This window comes from Streptomyces sp. NPDC032822 (genome assembly GCF_055578825.1).
Map to the genome: position 1 here is coordinate 205,368 of NZ_JBVIOL010000013.1, position 16,214 is coordinate 221,581.

Consider the following 16,214-nt stretch of genomic DNA (forward strand, 5'->3'; position numbering starts at 1 on the left):
CGTGAAGGATCTTGGAGCGGCTTGACCCGGTAGTAGGGGCGAGCGGAAAACCTCGGCTTCCGCATCTCCGCGCGACTGCTGTGCTGCTGGTAGATCGTTCCGCGCGACGAAGGAGCAATGCTCAGGACTTGTGGATCGGTCTTCGGGAGTCGAGCTCCGCACCAAGGTCACCCGCGGTGCCGGCAGCCCGGCCGCAGCCTTCGCGATGGTCTTCAAGCTCGTCGAGTCCGCCCAGGCCCGGTGGCGCGCGGTCACTGCACCCCACCTCGTCGCCCTGGTCCGCGCCGGCGCCCAGTTCGACAACGGCCATCTCGTCGAACGCCCCGGAGACCTCGCCGCATGACGCACCTCAATCGACCCGCGCGTCCCGGCAGTTGTTCGCCCGCTGGCCGGGCGATCCTGATCGATATCGGCGGGGTACTCGTCCCGGACCACCTGGCCGCAGCCGCCACCGAATGGGGCATCCGGCTAGGGAGCCTGTGTTGCCTCCGCGGTACGGCGAAGACAGGATCGTCAGCAACACCTGGCCGCAGAAGCGCCCCCGAATGTCGAACGGCGGACTTCTGGACATCGTGGACACCATCGTCCTGCCCTGCGAGGTCGGATACGCCAATCCCGACCCACGCATCTACACGGTCGCTCTCCAACGCATCGGTGCCGACCCCGCCGAGGTCCTCTTCATCGACGACACCCCCGGTCACGTCGCCACCGCCGAGACGCTCGGCATGGCCGGTCACGTGCACACGAACGCCGAGGACACCAAGATGCGCCCGGATGGCGACCCACGCCTTGGCGCGGCGTTTCCGGGAGTCGTTGTGGGCGGGGCAGAGGCGGAGCCGGGGTGCTGGGACGATCAGGCATCTGCCGGGTTCGGATCGGCGATCAGGTGCTCGATGTGGTGCTGCAGGTGGTTGTCGAGGAACCTTGTGATGCCGCTGATGCGGTCGCCGGTGAGCGTGAGGACGATCAGTCCGGCGGGTTGTTCGGTGGTGTCGTTGTCGGGGTGGTGGCACAGATACGCCGGCTGCCCATTGGCCCGGATCGCGCGCAGCCGTATGCCCAGGCCGGCGCCCTGGCGCCACGCGGTGCTGGCCCGCAGGAAGTCGGCGATCGCGGCGGCGCCGTGGTACTCGTGCGGGGCGGGAGGCATGGCCAGCCACGCGTCGTCGGTGAGCAGGGCGATCAGGGCGTCGATGTCGTCGGCGGTGAAGGCTTCGGCGAAACGGTCGGCCAGGGCACGTTCCCGTGCGGATCCAGGGGCGGGGGCCTGACCGCGACCCGGGGAGGTGTGATCGGCCCGGTGTCGGGCCACGGCGGCCCGGGCCCGCTGCAGCAAGCCCTTGGTCGCGGTCGGGGTGGTCTGCAGCATCGCCGCGGCCTCACTGAGCGGGTAGCCGAGCACGTCGCAGAGCACCAGTACGGCGGCCTGCCGGGTCGGCAGGCGCTGCAGCGCGGCGATGAACGCCAGCTCGATCGCCTCCCGGGCACTGTAGTGAGCCTCAGGTCCGGGCGTAGTGTCGGGCAGGTGCTCCAGCAGCACGTCCGGAAACGGCTGCAGCCACGTCGTGTCGCCGTGGCGGCTGTGCGGGGGCGGTGAAAACGGCGGGGTCGGCGCGGGCGGGATCCGTCGGCCGCGCTCGCGCAGCGCATTGAGGCACCGGCGAGTGGCGATGCGATACAGCCACGTCCGTACCGACGACCGGCCGGCGAAGCCGTCCAGGCCGTGCCAGGCCGCCAGCAGCGTCTCCTGCAGCACATCCTCCGCATCGGTCAGCGAGCCCAACAGCCGGTAGCAGTGCAGCAGCAGCTCGCGCCGGTGCGCCCGGACCATCCCCTCGAACGTGACCTGCGTCACACCACGTTCCGTTTCGTGCCGGGCCGGTGTCAGTACCCGTGACTGACTACCGAAGGAGAACATCATGACCAGCCCAGCATTGCAGATCGCACTCGCCCACCACCGCGCCTGGACCGGCAAGAACCTCGACCTGGCGATGAGCTACCTCGCCGAGGACGTCGTATGCGACGCGCCGTCCGGGCGCATCCAGGGCATCGACGTCTACCGGGAGTTCCTGGCGCCCTTCGCCGGGCAGCTCTTGATCAGGGCCGAGCTGATCGCCGCATTCGGGGACGACAGCACAGCGCTGCTCATGTACGACACCGAGACCATCCCCGCAAAGAGCGCACCGGCGGCCGAGTGCGTCACGGTCAGCAACGGCAAGATCGTCTACAACCGGTTCGTGTTCGACCGCACACCGTTCATCGCGTTCAGCCAACAGCAGGCGCCGGTCAACGAGTGACCATACCGAGCGGAATGAGGAGGTCGCATCATGGCGTACGACGAGGCGCTGGCCGACCGGATACGGGAGATCATCGGTAGCCGGCCCGGCATGACCGAGCGGCGCATGTTCGGCGGGCTGGCCTGGATGGTGAAAGGCAACATGGCCGTCGTCGCACGCGGCGAGGGGGGACTCATGGTCCGGGTACCCCCTGCCGAACACGACGAGATGCTCACCGAGCCCGGCGCAACGACGACGGTCATGCGCGGCCGGCCGATGCGTGGCTGGATCACCGTGAACTCCCGAACCTGCGCAATCTCCCCACACCTGGCCGCCTGGGTGCGCCGGGGTCTTAGCTACGCCCACACCCTCCCGGCGAAATGATCTCTCGTGAGCGGCAAGATCAGCCGATCCACAACTCTTGACGATTACTCGACGAAGGGAGCTGGGTCGTGCTGACCACTACGCACCCGCCGTAGGTACCTCTGGAGAGCCCGGAGGGCCTTACGGAGGCTCCTGATGTCCCGAACTGTCCGCACGACTCCCAGTCAGCTCCTCCGCCGAGAGGGCGCGTCGGAGTCCACGTTCCCGTATGACTTGCGCTACGCGAACGCTGAACTGGCCCAAGCAGCCCGTGAAGGCCGTCGCTCTGCCCCGGCGAAGACGCTGCGCCGGATCCCCTCTTGGCAATGGATGGTGCTGTACTGCAGGAAGGGCTCGTTCTCCGGCGAGATCGCTTCAGCTGAGGGCCGCGCCCGGCTCCGGGGGACTCGACGCCCAGCGGATCCGCGGGCTGCACCGAGCCGGCCACGACCTTGACGACGCAGATATACCGCCGGTCCGCCACCGCGCTGCCCGCGCCGACCACCACGCGGTGAGCCGCCGCCGGGCTCCGTCGTTGAGCGGGGCACGGTGGGCCGACGGTTTGTCGCCTGCCACAGGATGCTGGGCCGGATGGCTCGGGAGCTGCCGGCCCGCCCCTGGGGCGCCAGCTCAGGTGTCAGTCAGCACCGTGGCGGGAGGACCCCGACCGGGGTCACATGGGCAGGATCTTTTCCGCGAAGCCGCGCAGCAGCCCGCCCGACCTGGCGACGTCGATCCCCGCGAGACACACGGCCGCCGAGCAGTTGGTGCCGCTGAGGCCGTACTTCTCAGGATGCTCACCGAGACCCGCGAGCCGTGCCTCACCAGCCTGATCCGGATCCTCGGCGAGCCGTAGGTGCCGCCGGAGTCGTCGAACTCTTCCTCCAGTCGTTGCGGACCACATACGGGATCTTGAGAGCACGAGCACCCCATGGCAGGCTCATGCCGCATGATCGATGACTTCGCGAAGAACAACCTGCACGTAAGGCTGCGGCGGGACCGCAAGGCGCTGCTCTGGAAACTCGACGGCTTGTCCGAATACGACGCCCGCCGACCTTTGACGGCGACCGGGACCAACCTCCTCGGCCTGGTCAAACACGTGGCCACCGTCGAGGCGAGGTACTTCGGCGAGGTCTTCGACCGCCCTTCCCCGGAACCGCTGCCCCGGTGGCAGGACTATGACGGCAACGATCTGTGGGCGACCGAGGACGAGACCCGCGATCAGGTCATCGGGTTCTACCGGCGCACGTGGGAACACTCGGACGCGACGATCAACGAGCTTCCCCTCGACACCCCCGGCCACGTGCCGTGGTGGCCGGAGCCTCGTCCCAACACGAACCTGTTCGCCGTCATCGTCCATGTCCTCGGCGAGTCCAACCGCCATACCGGGCAGGCCGATATCCTGCGCGAGGGCCTCGACGGCCGGACCGGGGTGCGCGCCGAACACGAGAAGCAGATCGACGAGGAAGCCCGTGCCGCCTACTGCGCGAAGATCGAGCAGGCCGCCAGGTCGGCCGCACCGATCAAGGCCTAGATGTTGCGGGACATGAGGTTGTTGACGCCTGAGCTGGTTCTCGACTCGTCGCAGCGAATGCGGGAAGACCGCGGTGCTCCTGGACGTTGGCCGCAGGTATGAGGATCAGTGAAGCTTCCCGGGTCAGCGGTGTGAGCGCGCGATCGTTGCGGCACTACGAGGACGAGGGCCTGATCGTGCCTGGCCGTTTCAGCAATGGATTCCGCGACTACTGTCAGTCCACCATCGATCGGGTGCTCGTCATCCGCTCGCTGCTGGAGTCCGGGCTGCCCGTGCGGTTGATCAGGGAGGTCCTGCCCAGCCTCACCGATGGATCTGATGCCGGCACCGACGTGGTGTGCGCGGAGTTCCTGCACGAGGTGCAGAGCTATCGCGATCGGCTGGCTGCTCGCATCGCGGTTCTCAGCGATCAGCAGGCGGCGCTCGACGTCTACCTGCGAGAGGCCCGTCGTACTGGTCTCTGACCGGCGCTTGACCTTGACGTAAGTGTCAGATTCCTACGTTTGGTGCATGGACATCGACGAGCAGCGGCAAACCGCTGAGCAGACGGTACGAGCCCTGGTCCAGCGGTCGCACCGGGGACCGAAGGATCTGACCCTCACGACCGATCATCGACGCCCTGACCCGGGGCCAGGCGAGTACCTGATCCGCGTCGGTGCCGCCGGGGTCAACTTCGCAGACGTCATGCAGACCCATGGCACCTACGGAGGAGGCCCGCAGGCGCCCTATGTGGCGGGCTTTGAGGCCGCTGGCGAGATCGTGGTCGTCGGCCCGGAGGTCGACAGCCCGCTGCAGCTTGGCACGCACGTCGTCGGAGTCGGCCCGGGCGCCTTCGCGCAGTACATGACGATGCAGGCCGCGGGTGTGCTTCCCGTGCCGTCCGGCTGGAGCGACACCGAAGCCCTCGGCCTGGTGCTGAACTGGGCCACCGCCTTGGCGGCACTGAAGCCGCTGGGCGACGTCAGGACGGGTGAGGCAGTCCTCGTACATGCCGCGGCCGGAGGCGTCGGGCAGGCCGCCGTCCGCCTCGCCCGCCACTACGGCGCACGTGTGATCGCCACGGCCTCACCGGAGAAGCACGACACCGCCAAGGCGCTCGGCGCCGACGAGGTCCTGGACAGCCGACGTCCCGATCTGGCCGAGGAGATCACACGCCTGACCGGCGGTGTCGATCTGGTCCTGGAATCAGTGGGACAGGCCACGTTCAAGACCAGCCTGTCCGTCACCAAACCCTTCACCGGACGCATCGTCGTGTTCGGCGCAGCCTCAGGCGACGCCACCCTGACCACACACGACCTGGTCTTCACCCACCAGGTCCAGGTCAAGGGTCTGCACATCGGTGCACTGGCGGTCGCGGCCCCGTCCCTCTACCAGTCGTTGCTCGTCGAGATCGAGACCCTCATCGCCCACGGCGTGTACGCGCCGGGTACGCCCCAGGTTCGCCCTCTGGCTGAGGGGGCGATGGTGCTGCAGGAACTCGAAGCGGGCCAGACCTGCGGCAAGCTCGCCCTCGATCCTTGGCGTTAGGGAATACCTGGGCTGCACCGCCACAAAAGGGCTCGCACTTCCTCGCCCTGGCCGCGGCCCTGCTGCAAGAAGATAGCGAAACGTGGACGTGCGAATCCCGCTATGGAGGAGGAGGGGTCACTTCTGAAAACCCCGCCAAATGCCACAGCATGAGGGGTTGTCAGGAAGGTGACGGTTCCTCATGCCGATCGAGGCAGGTGGACTTACGCGCGATCAGGCAAGGTACAGTTGGAGCGCCTTCGTAAAGGTGGGGAGTCAGGAGTAGCGGAACTCCTGGCCGCTGCCAAATCTCCTCAAGCCCATAGCCTCAAGTGATTTGCCTTGCTCCTGACGTTGATCGAATTTGCGCAGCTTCTCTACCACCGTAGGCGGCAGAAAACCTTCCACATCGGTGATCAGATTCCGCAGCGAGGTGCCGATCAGACACGCGCCGTCGTTGATGGCCACAAGCGGGTACAAGTTCTCACGAGCGTCACTGAGGCGCTCATCCGCGATGCCGACAGCGATGAGTCCGCGGCGTAACTCCTCTTTCGATCCGGCACGGACTGCGGTCGAGGCCATTCGCTGCCCATATGCGCTGAGCACGGATGCGCTTCGCCCGTCCAGATCGTCGATCGCTCTCTGCCTGCCGGATGCGGAACTCTCCATGTATGAGGTAATCACCGCCTCGGTGACAGAGTCCAGTTCGTGCGGAATGTCGTGACGCAGGTAACCGTTGAAACGTTTGTCCTTGAGACGCGACACGCCTACGGGAGACTGCTCTGTTTCTTTGTCACCCTTTCGGCGGGACAAGATTCTTCTCCTTCCACTTGTGTGCGAATCGGGGGAGCTGCTGGATTTTTTGGGAGAGTTGCGTGGATTCCCTTCGTGCCGCCATCCAGTAGTTTCGTGCAGTTGGTGACGCGACGTATACGGTACCGCGTTGGTTGTTGATCGTCTGGATCTATGCTCGCTTTTGGTGCGGGTCCGAATACCAGTGGCGAGTTTTGAGTTGTGGGCCCCTGAACCTCCGGTAAGAGTGTCGTGAGGTGCCCGATCACCGGTGTGCCATGGCTGGGGTGCGACGCCTCGCCGTGACCAAGCACAGGGAGCGACGCTCTCGGCGAGGCCCACCGGCAGCCCATGCCGCATGAGGGCGATCTGTTGGGCGAGTTCGTCGGCTGCCTCGGCGTACAGATCAGCACACCGGTGGTCGGCCCACCTTGTCGCTGCCCCCGCTGGCGCGCTCTGCGTATACGCCGGGACGGCCGACAGCAGCAGACTGAAGATCGCCGAGGAGCCGGGATCGTCACAAAGCGCAACAGCAGCGGGCGGGTCACAGGCGCTGCCGTGCTGCGGGAAGTCGGCCTTCTGGGCCGACGGATGGGGCCATGGGGTGAAACCCAGAGGACGGAGCCACCCAAAGGGCCCCGTTTCCAAGCCTGTTCAGCGGGCCAGTTCGTTGCTGGACCGTCTGGTGACGTTGATCGTGGATTCTCAGCCGGTCAAGGGCACCTTCACCGTCGGCCGCAACGGCCGGGTCCAGGACGCCGGCAAGAGGCCATCCGATGCGAAGCAGGAGTCAAGCGGCTGGGGTGAGGTGGGTGCTCTCGGGGCTGGGAAGGCCGCAGCCTCGTTGAACGGGACGTCGTGAGGCAGCCCGCGGCCGGCGGGAAGAGCAGTGGGCACCGGGAGGCGAACCGCGGCGGCTGCGCGGGAGAACTCCGACCCGCGCGCCCTGACGCTGTACGAGGAGGCCGTCCGCCAGCTCGCCTTCGAAGACGGCCCTCTGCGCCAGGGCGCCGCCGTCCTGCTCCTGCACGGGACGTGCCCGACAGCTCTTGAGGTCACGTTCCCAACCTGTGCCCGTCCCAGGCGAAGAGAGGACGGGGTGGGGATCAGGAGTCGGTCTGGCGGACGTGCTCACACTGCAACCGGTATCCGCTGAGGCGGTGGCGAGCGGTCGCTGTTCCGCGGCACGGTCGCCGAGTACGGGTCTCCAGTCGCCTGGCGCCCATGCGGCGCAGAGCGACTGGAGCTTGGTGGAGTCCGTCACCGCGCAAGCACGCAGGGGCAGCCAGTTCCAGGAGATCAAGCCGGCCGTTCCGGAAGCGCGCGCGCTCACATCCGCACCGTCGCCGCCACCGGCAGGTGGTCGCTGCCGGTGGCCGGGAGGGTCCAGGCGGACCGCGGCTCCACACCGCGTACGAGGATGTGGTCGATCCGGGCCACCGGGAACGAGGCCGGCCAGCTGGCACCGAACCCCGCGCCCGACTCGGCCTGCGCGGACCGCAGTTGGGAGGTGAGCCCGGACAACGCCCGGTCGTCGGTCGTGCCGTTCAGGTCGCCCACGAGGATCGTGCGGGGGAGTGGTTCGGCGCGCACGGCGGCGGCGAGTCGCCGCGCGGCCGCGTCACGTGCGTCGGAGGTGAACCCCGAGCCGGCGGTGAGGCGGACGGACAGCAGATGGGTGACGAAGACCGCGACCGGTCCCTCGGGCGTGCGGACGGTGGCGCGCAGGGCACGTGGCCAGGGCGCGATGTCGACCGCACGGGCGTCGGCGACCGGATACCTGCTCCACAGACCGACCGTGCCCTGCACGGAGTGGTACGGGTAGGTGCCGGCCAGCGTTCTCTCGTACGCCGCTGTCGACGGGCCGCCCAGCTCTTCGAGCGCCACCACGTCCGCGCCAGAGGCGGCCAGGGCACGAGCCGTGTGCACCGGCCGCGGATTGTGTTCGTTGACGTTGTGCGTCACGACGGTCAGGTTGCCGCCGTCCTCCCGTTTGTCGACGAGTGTCCCGCCGAAGAGCGAGCACCAGGCGACGGCCGGCAGCAGTACGAATACGGCGGCGGCCCTGGACCGGCGGGCCAGGGCGCACAGGAGCAGCAGCGGCACGGCCACACCCGTCCAGGGCAGGAAGGTCTCGACGAGGCTGCCGAGACGGCCGAACCGGTTGGGGACGAGGGCGTGGCCCAGCATCATCAGCGTGGCCAGGACCGCGAGCGAGCCGAGGACCAGCGGCGGCCGACGGACGTCGGTGTCCTCGTTCCGTGGGCGGATGAAATCGGGTTCCGGCAGGGCGGGCGCGGTGTCGAGGGAGTTCGTCACTGCCGTCTCACCGTGTTCCGGGCGAGATCGTCGACAGCCATCGCCGTACGCCCTCGATCAGCGCGGGGCTCGTGGCGAGAGCGGCCCGCAGCCCCTGCCGGGGGTCGGTGCCGGCGCGCTGGTGCAGCACCACTCCGAGGATCAGCCGGTCCCGGCCGTCCTTGTCGGACGCGGTGGCCGCCCACATCAGGGCGCCGCCGGCGGGAGTGCCGGAGTGGACCACGAGGGCTGGGCCCGGCCTGCGCCGGGCTCTCCGGAAAAGGGAACCGGTGACATGGGAGGGACACCTCCAAGAGGGCGGGTGCGCGGCGTTCACGCACGTCGACCACCTTCCGCGGAGCGGGTCTCCGCCCGGCTCCGGTCACGGATCGGGCACCGCTCGGTCGGGCATCCGTTCGGTATCGGCCGCTCGGCATCAGCCCGCGGGCGGCAGCCGGAGGGTGGCGAGCGCCCCACCGTCGGGAGCGTTCGCGAACTCCAGCGACGCCCCGATGACCCGGGCCTGCCCCAGCGCGATGGTCAGCCCGAGGCCGTGCCCGTGGCCGCGCTCCGACGCCCCCGTGCGGAATCGCTGCGGGCCGTCCGCGAGCAGCTCCGCCGGGAAGCCCGGGCCGTGGTCCCGTACGGTCACGGTCGTCCCGGCCACCTCGACCTCGACGGGCGTGTGGCCGTGCCGGTGGGCGTTGACGACGAGGTTGGCGACGATCCGGTCGAGCCGGCGCGGATCGGTCTGCGCCGACCGGGCACCGGTGGCGGTGAACCGCGTGTCCAGCCCGGTGCGGGCCACGGACTCTCCGACCATCTCGGCGAGCGGTACGGGCCTGAGTTCGGCCCGCTCGGCGCCCGCGTCGAGCCGGGAGATCTCCAGCAGATCCTCCACCAGCGTCCGCAGTACCCCCACCCGGTCACGCACCAGGTCGGTGGTCTCGCCCTCGGGAAGCAGCCCGCTCGCGGTCACCAAGCCCATGAGTGGCGTACGCAGCTCATGGGCGACGTCGGCGGTGAAGCGCTGCTCGGTCAGCAGACGTTCGCGCAGACTGTCGGCCATCGAGTCGACGGTGGCCGAGATCTCGGTGATCTCGTCACCGCCCCGGCCACCGACCGCGGTCCTGGCCGCGAGGTCGCCCCCTGCGATCCGGCGGGCGGTCCGCGCCACCCGGCGCAGCCTCCGGTTCGGCAACTCGGCGGCGAGCGCCGACAGCGGAACGACGACCGCCAGCGCCGCCAGGGAGTACTTCCACATGTGCCGGTCCAGCGCCCGCCGGGTGAGCAGGTCGGGGGTCATGTCGGCGCTCACCGCCACGGGAGCGCCATGGAGGGTCCGAACGGCCCACATCGAGGGGTGGTCGCCGGGGGTGTCGCCGTCGTACCAGGTGGCGGAGCCGACCGCCTTGCCCTGCCGGTCCTGGAGGCGGCGCAGGAGTTCGTCGGGCATCTCCCCGGGCGAGAGGACCAGACCGTCGGGCGGGACGCCGTCCCGCTCGTAGTCCTCCACAGCGTCGGACAACTGGGTCAGGGCCTTGGCCGCACCGTCGTTCATCGACCGTTCCAGGGTGCTGCGGTGGACCAGCAGCCCGACGGTCACCGCGATGGCACAGCATGCCACGGTGACGAGCAGCGCGATCTTCCAAAGCAGCGAACGCCAGGGCGGCAGCGCGCGTACGGTCCCCACGTCAGCGCCGCAGCTTGTAGCCGAAGCCGCGGACGGTCTCGATCCGCTCGGCCCCGATCTTCTTCCGCAGGCGCTGCACGCACAGGTCGACCACGCGGCTGTCGCCGTCCCAGCCGTAGTCCCACACGTCGCGCAGCAGGGTCTGCCGGTCCAGCACGATGCCCGGGTTCGCGGCGAACTCCAGGAGCAGCCGCAGTTCGGTGGGGGCCAGCGCGACCGGTTCACCGGCCCGGAACACCTCCAGGCCGCCCGTGTCGATGGCCAGGTCGCCGAAGACGAGCCGAGCGTGCCGGTCGCGGCCGGGTCTCCCCGACCGGTCCGGCGGGTCCGGCTGGTCCGACGGGCCCGGACGATCGGCCACGGTCCCGGCCGTTGGGCCGGGGGCCGGGGTGAAGGTGGCCCGCCGCAGCAGCGAACGGATCCGGGCCACCAGCACGGCGGTGTCGACGGGTTTGACCACGTAGTCGTCGGCCCCTGCCTCCAGGCCGGAGACGATGTCCAGGGCGTCGCCGCGCGCCGACATCATCAGGACGGGGTCCACGCTGGTCTCCCGGATCCGGCGGCACAGCCCGATGCCGTCGAGGCCGGGCAGCATCACGTCCAGCAACAGCAGGTCGTGCCGGCCCTCCCGGAACCGTTCGAGTCCGGTCAGGCCGTCGGCGGCAGCGGTGACGCGGTAGCCGTAGCGCTCCAGCGCCATCGTGACGGATCTGCGGATCACCGCGTCGTCCTCGACGAGCAGGATCGTCACGGGCGCGGGCATGGACACGGGCGCGCCCCCGTCAGCTGCTGAAGCGGGCATCTTTTCCGTCCGGAGGTAGGTTCGGGGGCTCTCTCACCCTGCCAGAACCGTGCCTCCGCCCAGGCTCAACCGTGTATCAGCCGAGTATCGGCGATCTCTCGCCGGGATCGCGGGCTACGAGGCCCGGGAAGCAACAGACGAAAGCCTCGAACGTGTAGCCCTGATCCAGCAGGTCACCTCGGCCTACCTTCGCCAGGCACTCGGCACTGAGTATGACGGCTGGTCGGCAGCGCAAGAGTCCCTGTCGGAGAGCGTCGCCCCATGGGGTCGCATCGAATCCGGGTGAAGCCGCCCCCGAAGGGAGCGCCTTGACCCGGTACGCCATCCGTGTGGTTCAGTCCGGGATGACGTGCCCGAGCCCATGAGAGGCGAGCGGGTCGCGGAACGGCTTCCAGATGGTGGGGTCGGCCAGGTTCGTGAAGAGCCCGGTGCAGGTGTTCGTGTCCCCGGTCACGAGTCCGTAGACGACCGTTCTGCCGGAGGCCTTCGTATCGAACAACGGTCCCCCGCTGTCCCCGGGGCCGACCCGGGATTCGGCGGTGCCCGCGCAGATGAACTCCTTGTCCCAGGTACCGCCCTCCGTGTCGAACCTGTTGACGGGCAACTTCACTTCGTGCATACGGGTCGGCTTGTTCGGATCGGCGAGATCGGTACGTCCCCACCCGGCGGCGCGTACGACACGCCCCGGCCGCAGCTGCGTTCCCAGTGGTGGCAGGGCCGCGTGAGGCCGGCCGACCGGGTTGTCGAGCACGATGAGCCCCAGGTCCGTGTTGGTCGCGGTGTCGAAGTCGGGGTGGCTGTAGACGGAGAAGTGGTCGCCGGTCACCACTGTTCCGCCGGGCGTGCTCGAATCGGTCCGCCCCACAACCAGTCGGATCTTGACCATGCCCTGCTCGGCGAACCTGGCGCAGTGCGCCGCCGTGGCGACGACGCGGCTGTGGACGAGTGCTCCGCCGCAGTAATGCGACCACGTCCCGTCGTCGCCCTGTTGCTCGATCTGTACGACGAAGGGCCGCTCGCCGTCCGGCACCGGCACTCCGCCGACGATCGCCGAGGCGACGGGTGCCATGGCGAACACGGTTCCCAACGCGCAGACTCCCGCGAGGGAGGTGACCGCCCGTCGGCTCACTGACTTGCGCAAGGTGGACTCACTTCCGTCTGCCACCGGGCGCGACCCCGGCGGACTCGAGGGGCGGCCGACGCCCGGCCGCCCCTTCCGACGAGGAGTATGAGTCCGTCATTCTTCCGGCATGCCTCCGTCCCGTATCGGGCCGATCGCGGCCTCCCCTCGGCTGTGTAACAGCGCGTGGGACGTCACGAGGGTTCATTCCAAAGGGAGTTGGGGTCGGCGACCGCGCCCCCGGACGGGATCGCGGTCGCCTGTTCACATGCGCTCCGGTGCCGAAACGCCGAGCCGCCATCGCGCAGATGCTGCACCGGCACGGGTTCAGCCACCGCAGCAACCTCATCGACGAACGCCTCGCCGCAACCGACCTCACGTTGACGAGGGAGAGATCGCCGTGGTGTCGGATCAGCGGTCGATGGTGGCCATGTTCGCCTCGTCGTGGCGCTCGCCCGCGGCCGGCGTGAGGTTGTTCAGGCGGTGGAGCTGAGCGGCGCTGAGTTCGATGGCGTCGGCGGCGGTGTTCTCTTCGACGCGGGCAACCCGCCGCGTTCCGGGGATGGGGGCGATGTCGTCGCCGCGGGTCAGCAGCCAGGCCAGTGCGGTCTGCGCCGGAGTGGCTCCGATCTCGGCGCCGATGGCCTGGACTTCGTCGACGATGCGCAGGTTGCGCTGGAAGTTCTCCCCGGTGAAGCGCGGGTTGGTCTTGCGCCAGTCGTCGTCGGTGAAGTCCTCGACGGTGCGGATCTGTCCGGTCAGCAGGCCGTGCCCGAGCGGGGAGTAGGGCACGAACCCGATGCCGAGCTCACGCAGCAGCGGGAGGATCTCGGCCTCGACGTCGCGGGTCCACAGGGAGTATTCGGTCTGCAGCGCGGCCACCGGATGCACGGCGTGTGCCCGGCGGATCGTCTCCGGACTGGCCTCGGACAGTCCTATGTGGAGCACCTTGCCTTCGGCGACCAGCTCGGCCAGCGCGCCCACCGTCTCTTCGATGGGCGTGTTCGGGTCGACGCGGTGCTGGTAGTAGAGGTCGATGTGGTCGGTGCCCAGCCGCAGGAGTGAGCCTTCGACCGCCGTCTTCACGTTGCCGGCGCTGCTGTCGATGACGCGGGGGCCGCCGCCGGCATGCGAGACGAGCCCGAACTTCGTCGCCACGACGACGTCGTCGCGCCGGCCCTTGATGGCCTTGCCGACGATCTCCTCACTGTGGAACGGGCCGTAGATCTCGGCGGTGTCGATGTGGGTGACCCCGAGGTCCAGCGCCCGGTGGATGGTGCGGATCGACTCGGTGTCGTCGAGTTCCCCGCCTGTGGTGTACGTGCCGGCCATCGTCATGGCTCCCAGGCCGATGCGGGAGACATCGAGTCCGCCCAGTGATACGTGCTGCATCAGGTACTCCTTGTCGCGACGGCCCTCAGGCCGGTCGATGGTCATGATCAGGGCGGGGCATGGTGGTCAGGCGTGGGCGTCGTCGTAGGCCAGACTGTCGCCCGGTTCGCGGGATGCCTCGGCCTGGGCGAGGAGTTCCCTCGCCTTGGCCTCGGCGGCCTCGATGGCGTCCGCGCCGGCGATGAAACGCTGCGGCGGCTCGTCCTGTCCGCCGATGGTGAGCAGGGCGCGGGCGAGCTTGGCGGGGTCGCCGGGCTGCTTGCCGTTCATGCTCTTCATGCCCTCGATCCTGGGGGCGGTGCGCGGGGCGTAGTCGTCGATGGACAGCTCGGGCCAGTTGGCGGAGCCGTCCACGAGGAGTTCGGTGCGGAAGTAGCCGGGCTCCACGATCGTGGTGCGGATGTCGTACGGCTCGACGTCGTAGCGCAGCGACTCCATCCAGCCCTCCTCCGCGAACTTGGAGGCGGCGTAGGCGGAGGTGAACTCCATGCCGACCAGTCCGGCGGTCGAGGTGATGGTGATGACGTGGCCGTCGCGCTGCTTGCGCATGATCGGCAGGACGGCGCGGGTGACGTTCATCGGGCCGAAGAGATTGGTCTCGAACTGTCGGCGCATCTGCGCGGGGGAGATCTCCTCGAAGTATCCGGTGAAGAGGTTCCCGGCGTTGTTGATCAGGACGTCGATGCGGCCGAAGCGGTCGATGGCGGCCTGAGCGGCGGCCTCGGCGTCTTCGAGGCTGGTGACGTCGAGCCTGGTGACCAGCAGGTTGTCCTGCGGTCCGCCGAGGGTCTTCTCGATCTCTTCGGGGCGGCGGCCGGTGGCGACGACCTGGTGGCCTGCGGCGAGGGCTTCGCGGGCGATGTCCGTGCCCAGGCCGCGTCCGGCACCGGTGACGAGAACGACCTTGCTCATGGGACGTTTCCTTTCAGGCGCCGTGAGCCGGCGCCCACTGTGTGCGGGGGTGATGATGCGCGCAGCGCCGCAGAGGCGGCTGGGACCGGCGGGACAACCGCCGTCTGTCCGGACGGTGCACACCGCCGTGGGCGGTGCACCACCAACAGAACCGCATGTCACGCGAGTGTGGGAGTCCCTGATGAGGGGGTCACTGACAGGGACCCCCAACCCGGCGGAAGCACTCGTAGAGTGAGGCGCATGGCAGGCAGAAACGACCCACAAGGCGGCAAGCACGACATCCGTGACGATTTCCGCGCGGAGATCCGGGAATTCCTCGGCACACGACGGGCCAGGGTCACCCCCGCGCAGGCCGGCCTGCCCCTCTACGGCGGAGAGCGCCGACGCGTCACCGGGCTGCGCCGCGAAGAAGTAGCCCTCCTCGCGGGTATCTCCAGCGAGTACTACACGCGGCTGGAGCGCGGCAACGCCACCGGCGTCTCCGAGAACGTCATCGAAGGCATCGCGCACGCACTTCAGCTCGACGAGGCCGAACGCATCCACCTGCTCGACCTCCTGCGCGGCGCCGGCACGACCCGTCCGCCACGCCGCCGCCCGGCCCAGCAGCGTGTCCGCCCGACGGTGCAGCGCGTCCTCGACTCGATGTCCGGTACACCCGCGTTCGTTCTCAGCGGACGCGGGGACATCCTGGCCACCAATGACCTCGGGCGCGCGCTCTTCTCCCCGGTCTACGCCGACCCGGCACGGCCGCCGAACAACGCGCGGTTCGTCTTCCTCAGCCCGCACGCGACCGAGTTCTTCCGCCACTGGGACGAAGTCGCCAACGACACGGTCGCCATGCTGCGCGCCGAGGCAGGCCGCGATCTCTACGACCGACGGCTGACGGACCTGATCGGGGAGCTGTCGACCCGCAGCGAGGAGTTTCGGCGCCGCTGGGCGGCCCACAACGTCCGGATGCACACCACCGGCGTGAAGCTCCTGCACCACCCGGTCGTCGGCGACCTCGACCTGCCCTTCGAGACCTTCCCTGTCGGTGACGGACCCAGCCAGTTCCTCCTCACCTACACCGCCGAGCCCGACTCACCCACTCATGACGCCCTGAATCTGCTGGCCAGTTGGGCCGCGATCAACGACGACATCGAGCGGTCCGCCCTGAACGACGACTCCGGGTCGGCCGACTCGACCGAGACGCCCGACTGACGACGAGCCACGCAGTCGATCTACGGCAACGTGGGCGGCGCAGGGGCGCCCTCAGACATCCGCCGTCAGGCATCGAGGCATCGAGGGTAAGGACGCCCCGGCCCTCTACACGAGACCCCTGGGGTGACGTCGCGCTCCCGTTCGCGGCACCGCCACCAGCCGCCGGTGAACGTCGCCGATCAGTAGACGTAGACGTACTGGCTGAGGACGTTGATCGAAGGCGACGGATGGCTGTCGGCGGCGGTTGAATCCTGACCCGGTGTGGGCGGTCGAGTTCTGACCCACCGGGTCTGGGTTGCCGGTGTTCAGTCGGTGTCGTGTGTGGC

The 16,214-nt window shown here is 68.9% G+C and carries 15 protein-coding genes and 2 pseudogenes; 8 read left to right on the forward strand and 9 right to left on the reverse strand.

Features of this window, described 5'->3' with window-relative positions; translation table 11 throughout:
• Window positions 1-148 precede the first annotated feature (148 nt).
• Window positions 149-343: pseudogene (locus ACZ5VD_RS31910) on the forward strand (IS256 family transposase); the annotation flags it as partial.
• 202 nt (window positions 344-545) lie between these two features.
• A pseudogene (locus tag ACZ5VD_RS31915) lies at window positions 546-719 on the forward strand (HAD-IA family hydrolase); the annotation flags it as partial.
• A 134-nt stretch (window positions 720-853) separates the two neighbouring features.
• On the opposite strand, the gene ACZ5VD_RS31920 reads toward ACZ5VD_RS31915, so the two are convergent.
• Complete coding sequence (locus ACZ5VD_RS31920) at window positions 854-1,921, reverse strand: RNA polymerase subunit sigma-70 (protein ID WP_468684170.1); 1,068 nt, start codon at window positions 1,919-1,921, stop codon at window positions 854-856.
• Here ACZ5VD_RS31920 and ACZ5VD_RS31925 point away from each other — a divergent pair.
• From ACZ5VD_RS31925 to ACZ5VD_RS31945, 5 genes are all read left to right on the forward strand, one after another.
• Window positions 1,920-2,297, forward strand: a complete 378-nt coding sequence (locus ACZ5VD_RS31925; RefSeq protein ID WP_386341190.1) for a nuclear transport factor 2 family protein — start codon at window positions 1,920-1,922, stop codon at window positions 2,295-2,297. The two genes, ACZ5VD_RS31920 and ACZ5VD_RS31925, sit on opposite strands and share 2 nt — an antisense overlap.
• Window positions 2,298-2,327: 30 nt before the next feature.
• Entirely contained in the window at window positions 2,328-2,660 is a 333-nt protein-coding gene (locus ACZ5VD_RS31930) for a TfoX/Sxy family protein (RefSeq protein WP_468552539.1), read from the forward strand.
• A gap of 928 nt (window positions 2,661-3,588) precedes the next feature.
• Window positions 3,589-4,173 carry a DinB family protein gene (locus ACZ5VD_RS31935; protein ID WP_468684171.1) on the forward strand — a complete coding sequence of 195 codons (585 nt, stop codon included), beginning with the start codon at window positions 3,589-3,591 and terminating at the stop codon, window positions 4,171-4,173.
• Between the two features lie 98 nt (window positions 4,174-4,271).
• A complete protein-coding gene (locus ACZ5VD_RS31940; protein WP_468684172.1) occupies window positions 4,272-4,637 on the forward strand; it encodes a MerR family transcriptional regulator in 366 nt (121 codons plus the stop codon).
• Between the two features lie 46 nt (window positions 4,638-4,683).
• A complete protein-coding gene (locus tag ACZ5VD_RS31945) occupies window positions 4,684-5,700 on the forward strand; it encodes an NADPH:quinone oxidoreductase family protein (protein WP_468684174.1) in 1,017 nt (338 codons plus the stop codon).
• 255 nt (window positions 5,701-5,955) lie between these two features.
• Here the strand turns inward: ACZ5VD_RS31945 and ACZ5VD_RS31950 are convergent, their stop codons facing one another.
• From ACZ5VD_RS31950 to ACZ5VD_RS31985, 8 genes are all read right to left on the reverse strand, one after another.
• A complete protein-coding gene (locus ACZ5VD_RS31950) occupies window positions 5,956-6,492 on the reverse strand; it encodes a hypothetical protein (RefSeq protein WP_468684175.1) in 537 nt (178 codons plus the stop codon).
• A gap of 1,308 nt (window positions 6,493-7,800) precedes the next feature.
• Entirely contained in the window at window positions 7,801-8,742 is a 942-nt protein-coding gene (locus ACZ5VD_RS31955) for an endonuclease/exonuclease/phosphatase family protein (RefSeq protein ID WP_468684196.1), read from the reverse strand.
• 55 nt (window positions 8,743-8,797) lie between these two features.
• Complete coding sequence (locus ACZ5VD_RS31960; RefSeq protein ID WP_468684176.1) at window positions 8,798-9,013, reverse strand: hypothetical protein; 216 nt, start codon at window positions 9,011-9,013, stop codon at window positions 8,798-8,800.
• Window positions 9,014-9,205: 192 nt separating this feature from the next.
• Window positions 9,206-10,462, reverse strand: a complete 1,257-nt coding sequence (locus tag ACZ5VD_RS31965; RefSeq protein WP_468684178.1) for an ATP-binding protein — start codon at window positions 10,460-10,462, stop codon at window positions 9,206-9,208.
• 1 nt (window position 10,463) lies between these two features.
• A complete protein-coding gene (gene cseB, locus ACZ5VD_RS31970; protein ID WP_468684179.1) occupies window positions 10,464-11,225 on the reverse strand; it encodes a two-component system response regulator CseB in 762 nt (253 codons plus the stop codon).
• Window positions 11,226-11,598: 373 nt separating this feature from the next.
• Window positions 11,599-12,333, reverse strand: a complete 735-nt coding sequence (locus tag ACZ5VD_RS31975; protein WP_468684181.1) for a S1 family peptidase — start codon at window positions 12,331-12,333, stop codon at window positions 11,599-11,601.
• Between the two features lie 462 nt (window positions 12,334-12,795).
• On the reverse strand, window positions 12,796-13,776 hold the full coding sequence (locus tag ACZ5VD_RS31980; RefSeq protein ID WP_468684182.1) for an aldo/keto reductase: 981 nt from the start codon (window positions 13,774-13,776) through the stop codon (window positions 12,796-12,798).
• Window positions 13,777-13,842: 66 nt separating this feature from the next.
• Window positions 13,843-14,688 carry an SDR family oxidoreductase gene (locus ACZ5VD_RS31985; protein ID WP_468684184.1) on the reverse strand — a complete coding sequence of 282 codons (846 nt, stop codon included), beginning with the start codon at window positions 14,686-14,688 and terminating at the stop codon, window positions 13,843-13,845.
• Between the two features lie 240 nt (window positions 14,689-14,928).
• On the opposite strand from ACZ5VD_RS31985, the gene ACZ5VD_RS31990 reads away from it, so the two are divergent.
• Window positions 14,929-15,888: a helix-turn-helix domain-containing protein gene (locus ACZ5VD_RS31990; RefSeq protein WP_468552527.1), complete on the forward strand. Its 960-nt coding sequence runs from the start codon at window positions 14,929-14,931 to the stop codon at window positions 15,886-15,888.
• Window positions 15,889-16,214 lie beyond the last annotated feature (326 nt).

Bases quoted from the DNA above. Each gene is read 5' to 3' on its own strand.
- ACZ5VD_RS31990 (WP_468552527.1), top strand. From the start codon at position 14,929: ATGGCAGGCAGAAACGACCCACAAGGCGGCAAGCACGACATCCGTGAC.
- cseB (WP_468684179.1), bottom strand. From the start codon at position 11,225: ATGCCCGCGCCCGTGACGATCCTGCTCGTCGAGGACGACGCGGTGATC.
- ACZ5VD_RS31980 (WP_468684182.1), bottom strand. From the start codon at position 13,776: ATGCAGCACGTATCACTGGGCGGACTCGATGTCTCCCGCATCGGCCTG.
- ACZ5VD_RS31985 (WP_468684184.1), bottom strand. From the start codon at position 14,688: ATGAGCAAGGTCGTTCTCGTCACCGGTGCCGGACGCGGCCTGGGCACG.
- ACZ5VD_RS31940 (WP_468684172.1), top strand. From the start codon at position 4,272: ATGAGGATCAGTGAAGCTTCCCGGGTCAGCGGTGTGAGCGCGCGATCG.
- ACZ5VD_RS31920 (WP_468684170.1), bottom strand. From the start codon at position 1,921: ATGATGTTCTCCTTCGGTAGTCAGTCACGGGTACTGACACCGGCCCGG.
- ACZ5VD_RS31925 (WP_386341190.1), top strand. From the start codon at position 1,920: ATGACCAGCCCAGCATTGCAGATCGCACTCGCCCACCACCGCGCCTGG.
- ACZ5VD_RS31930 (WP_468552539.1), top strand. From the start codon at position 2,328: ATGGCGTACGACGAGGCGCTGGCCGACCGGATACGGGAGATCATCGGT.
- ACZ5VD_RS31975 (WP_468684181.1), bottom strand. From the start codon at position 12,333: ATGGCACCCGTCGCCTCGGCGATCGTCGGCGGAGTGCCGGTGCCGGAC.
- ACZ5VD_RS31935 (WP_468684171.1), top strand. From the start codon at position 3,589: ATGATCGATGACTTCGCGAAGAACAACCTGCACGTAAGGCTGCGGCGG.
- ACZ5VD_RS31945 (WP_468684174.1), top strand. From the start codon at position 4,684: ATGGACATCGACGAGCAGCGGCAAACCGCTGAGCAGACGGTACGAGCC.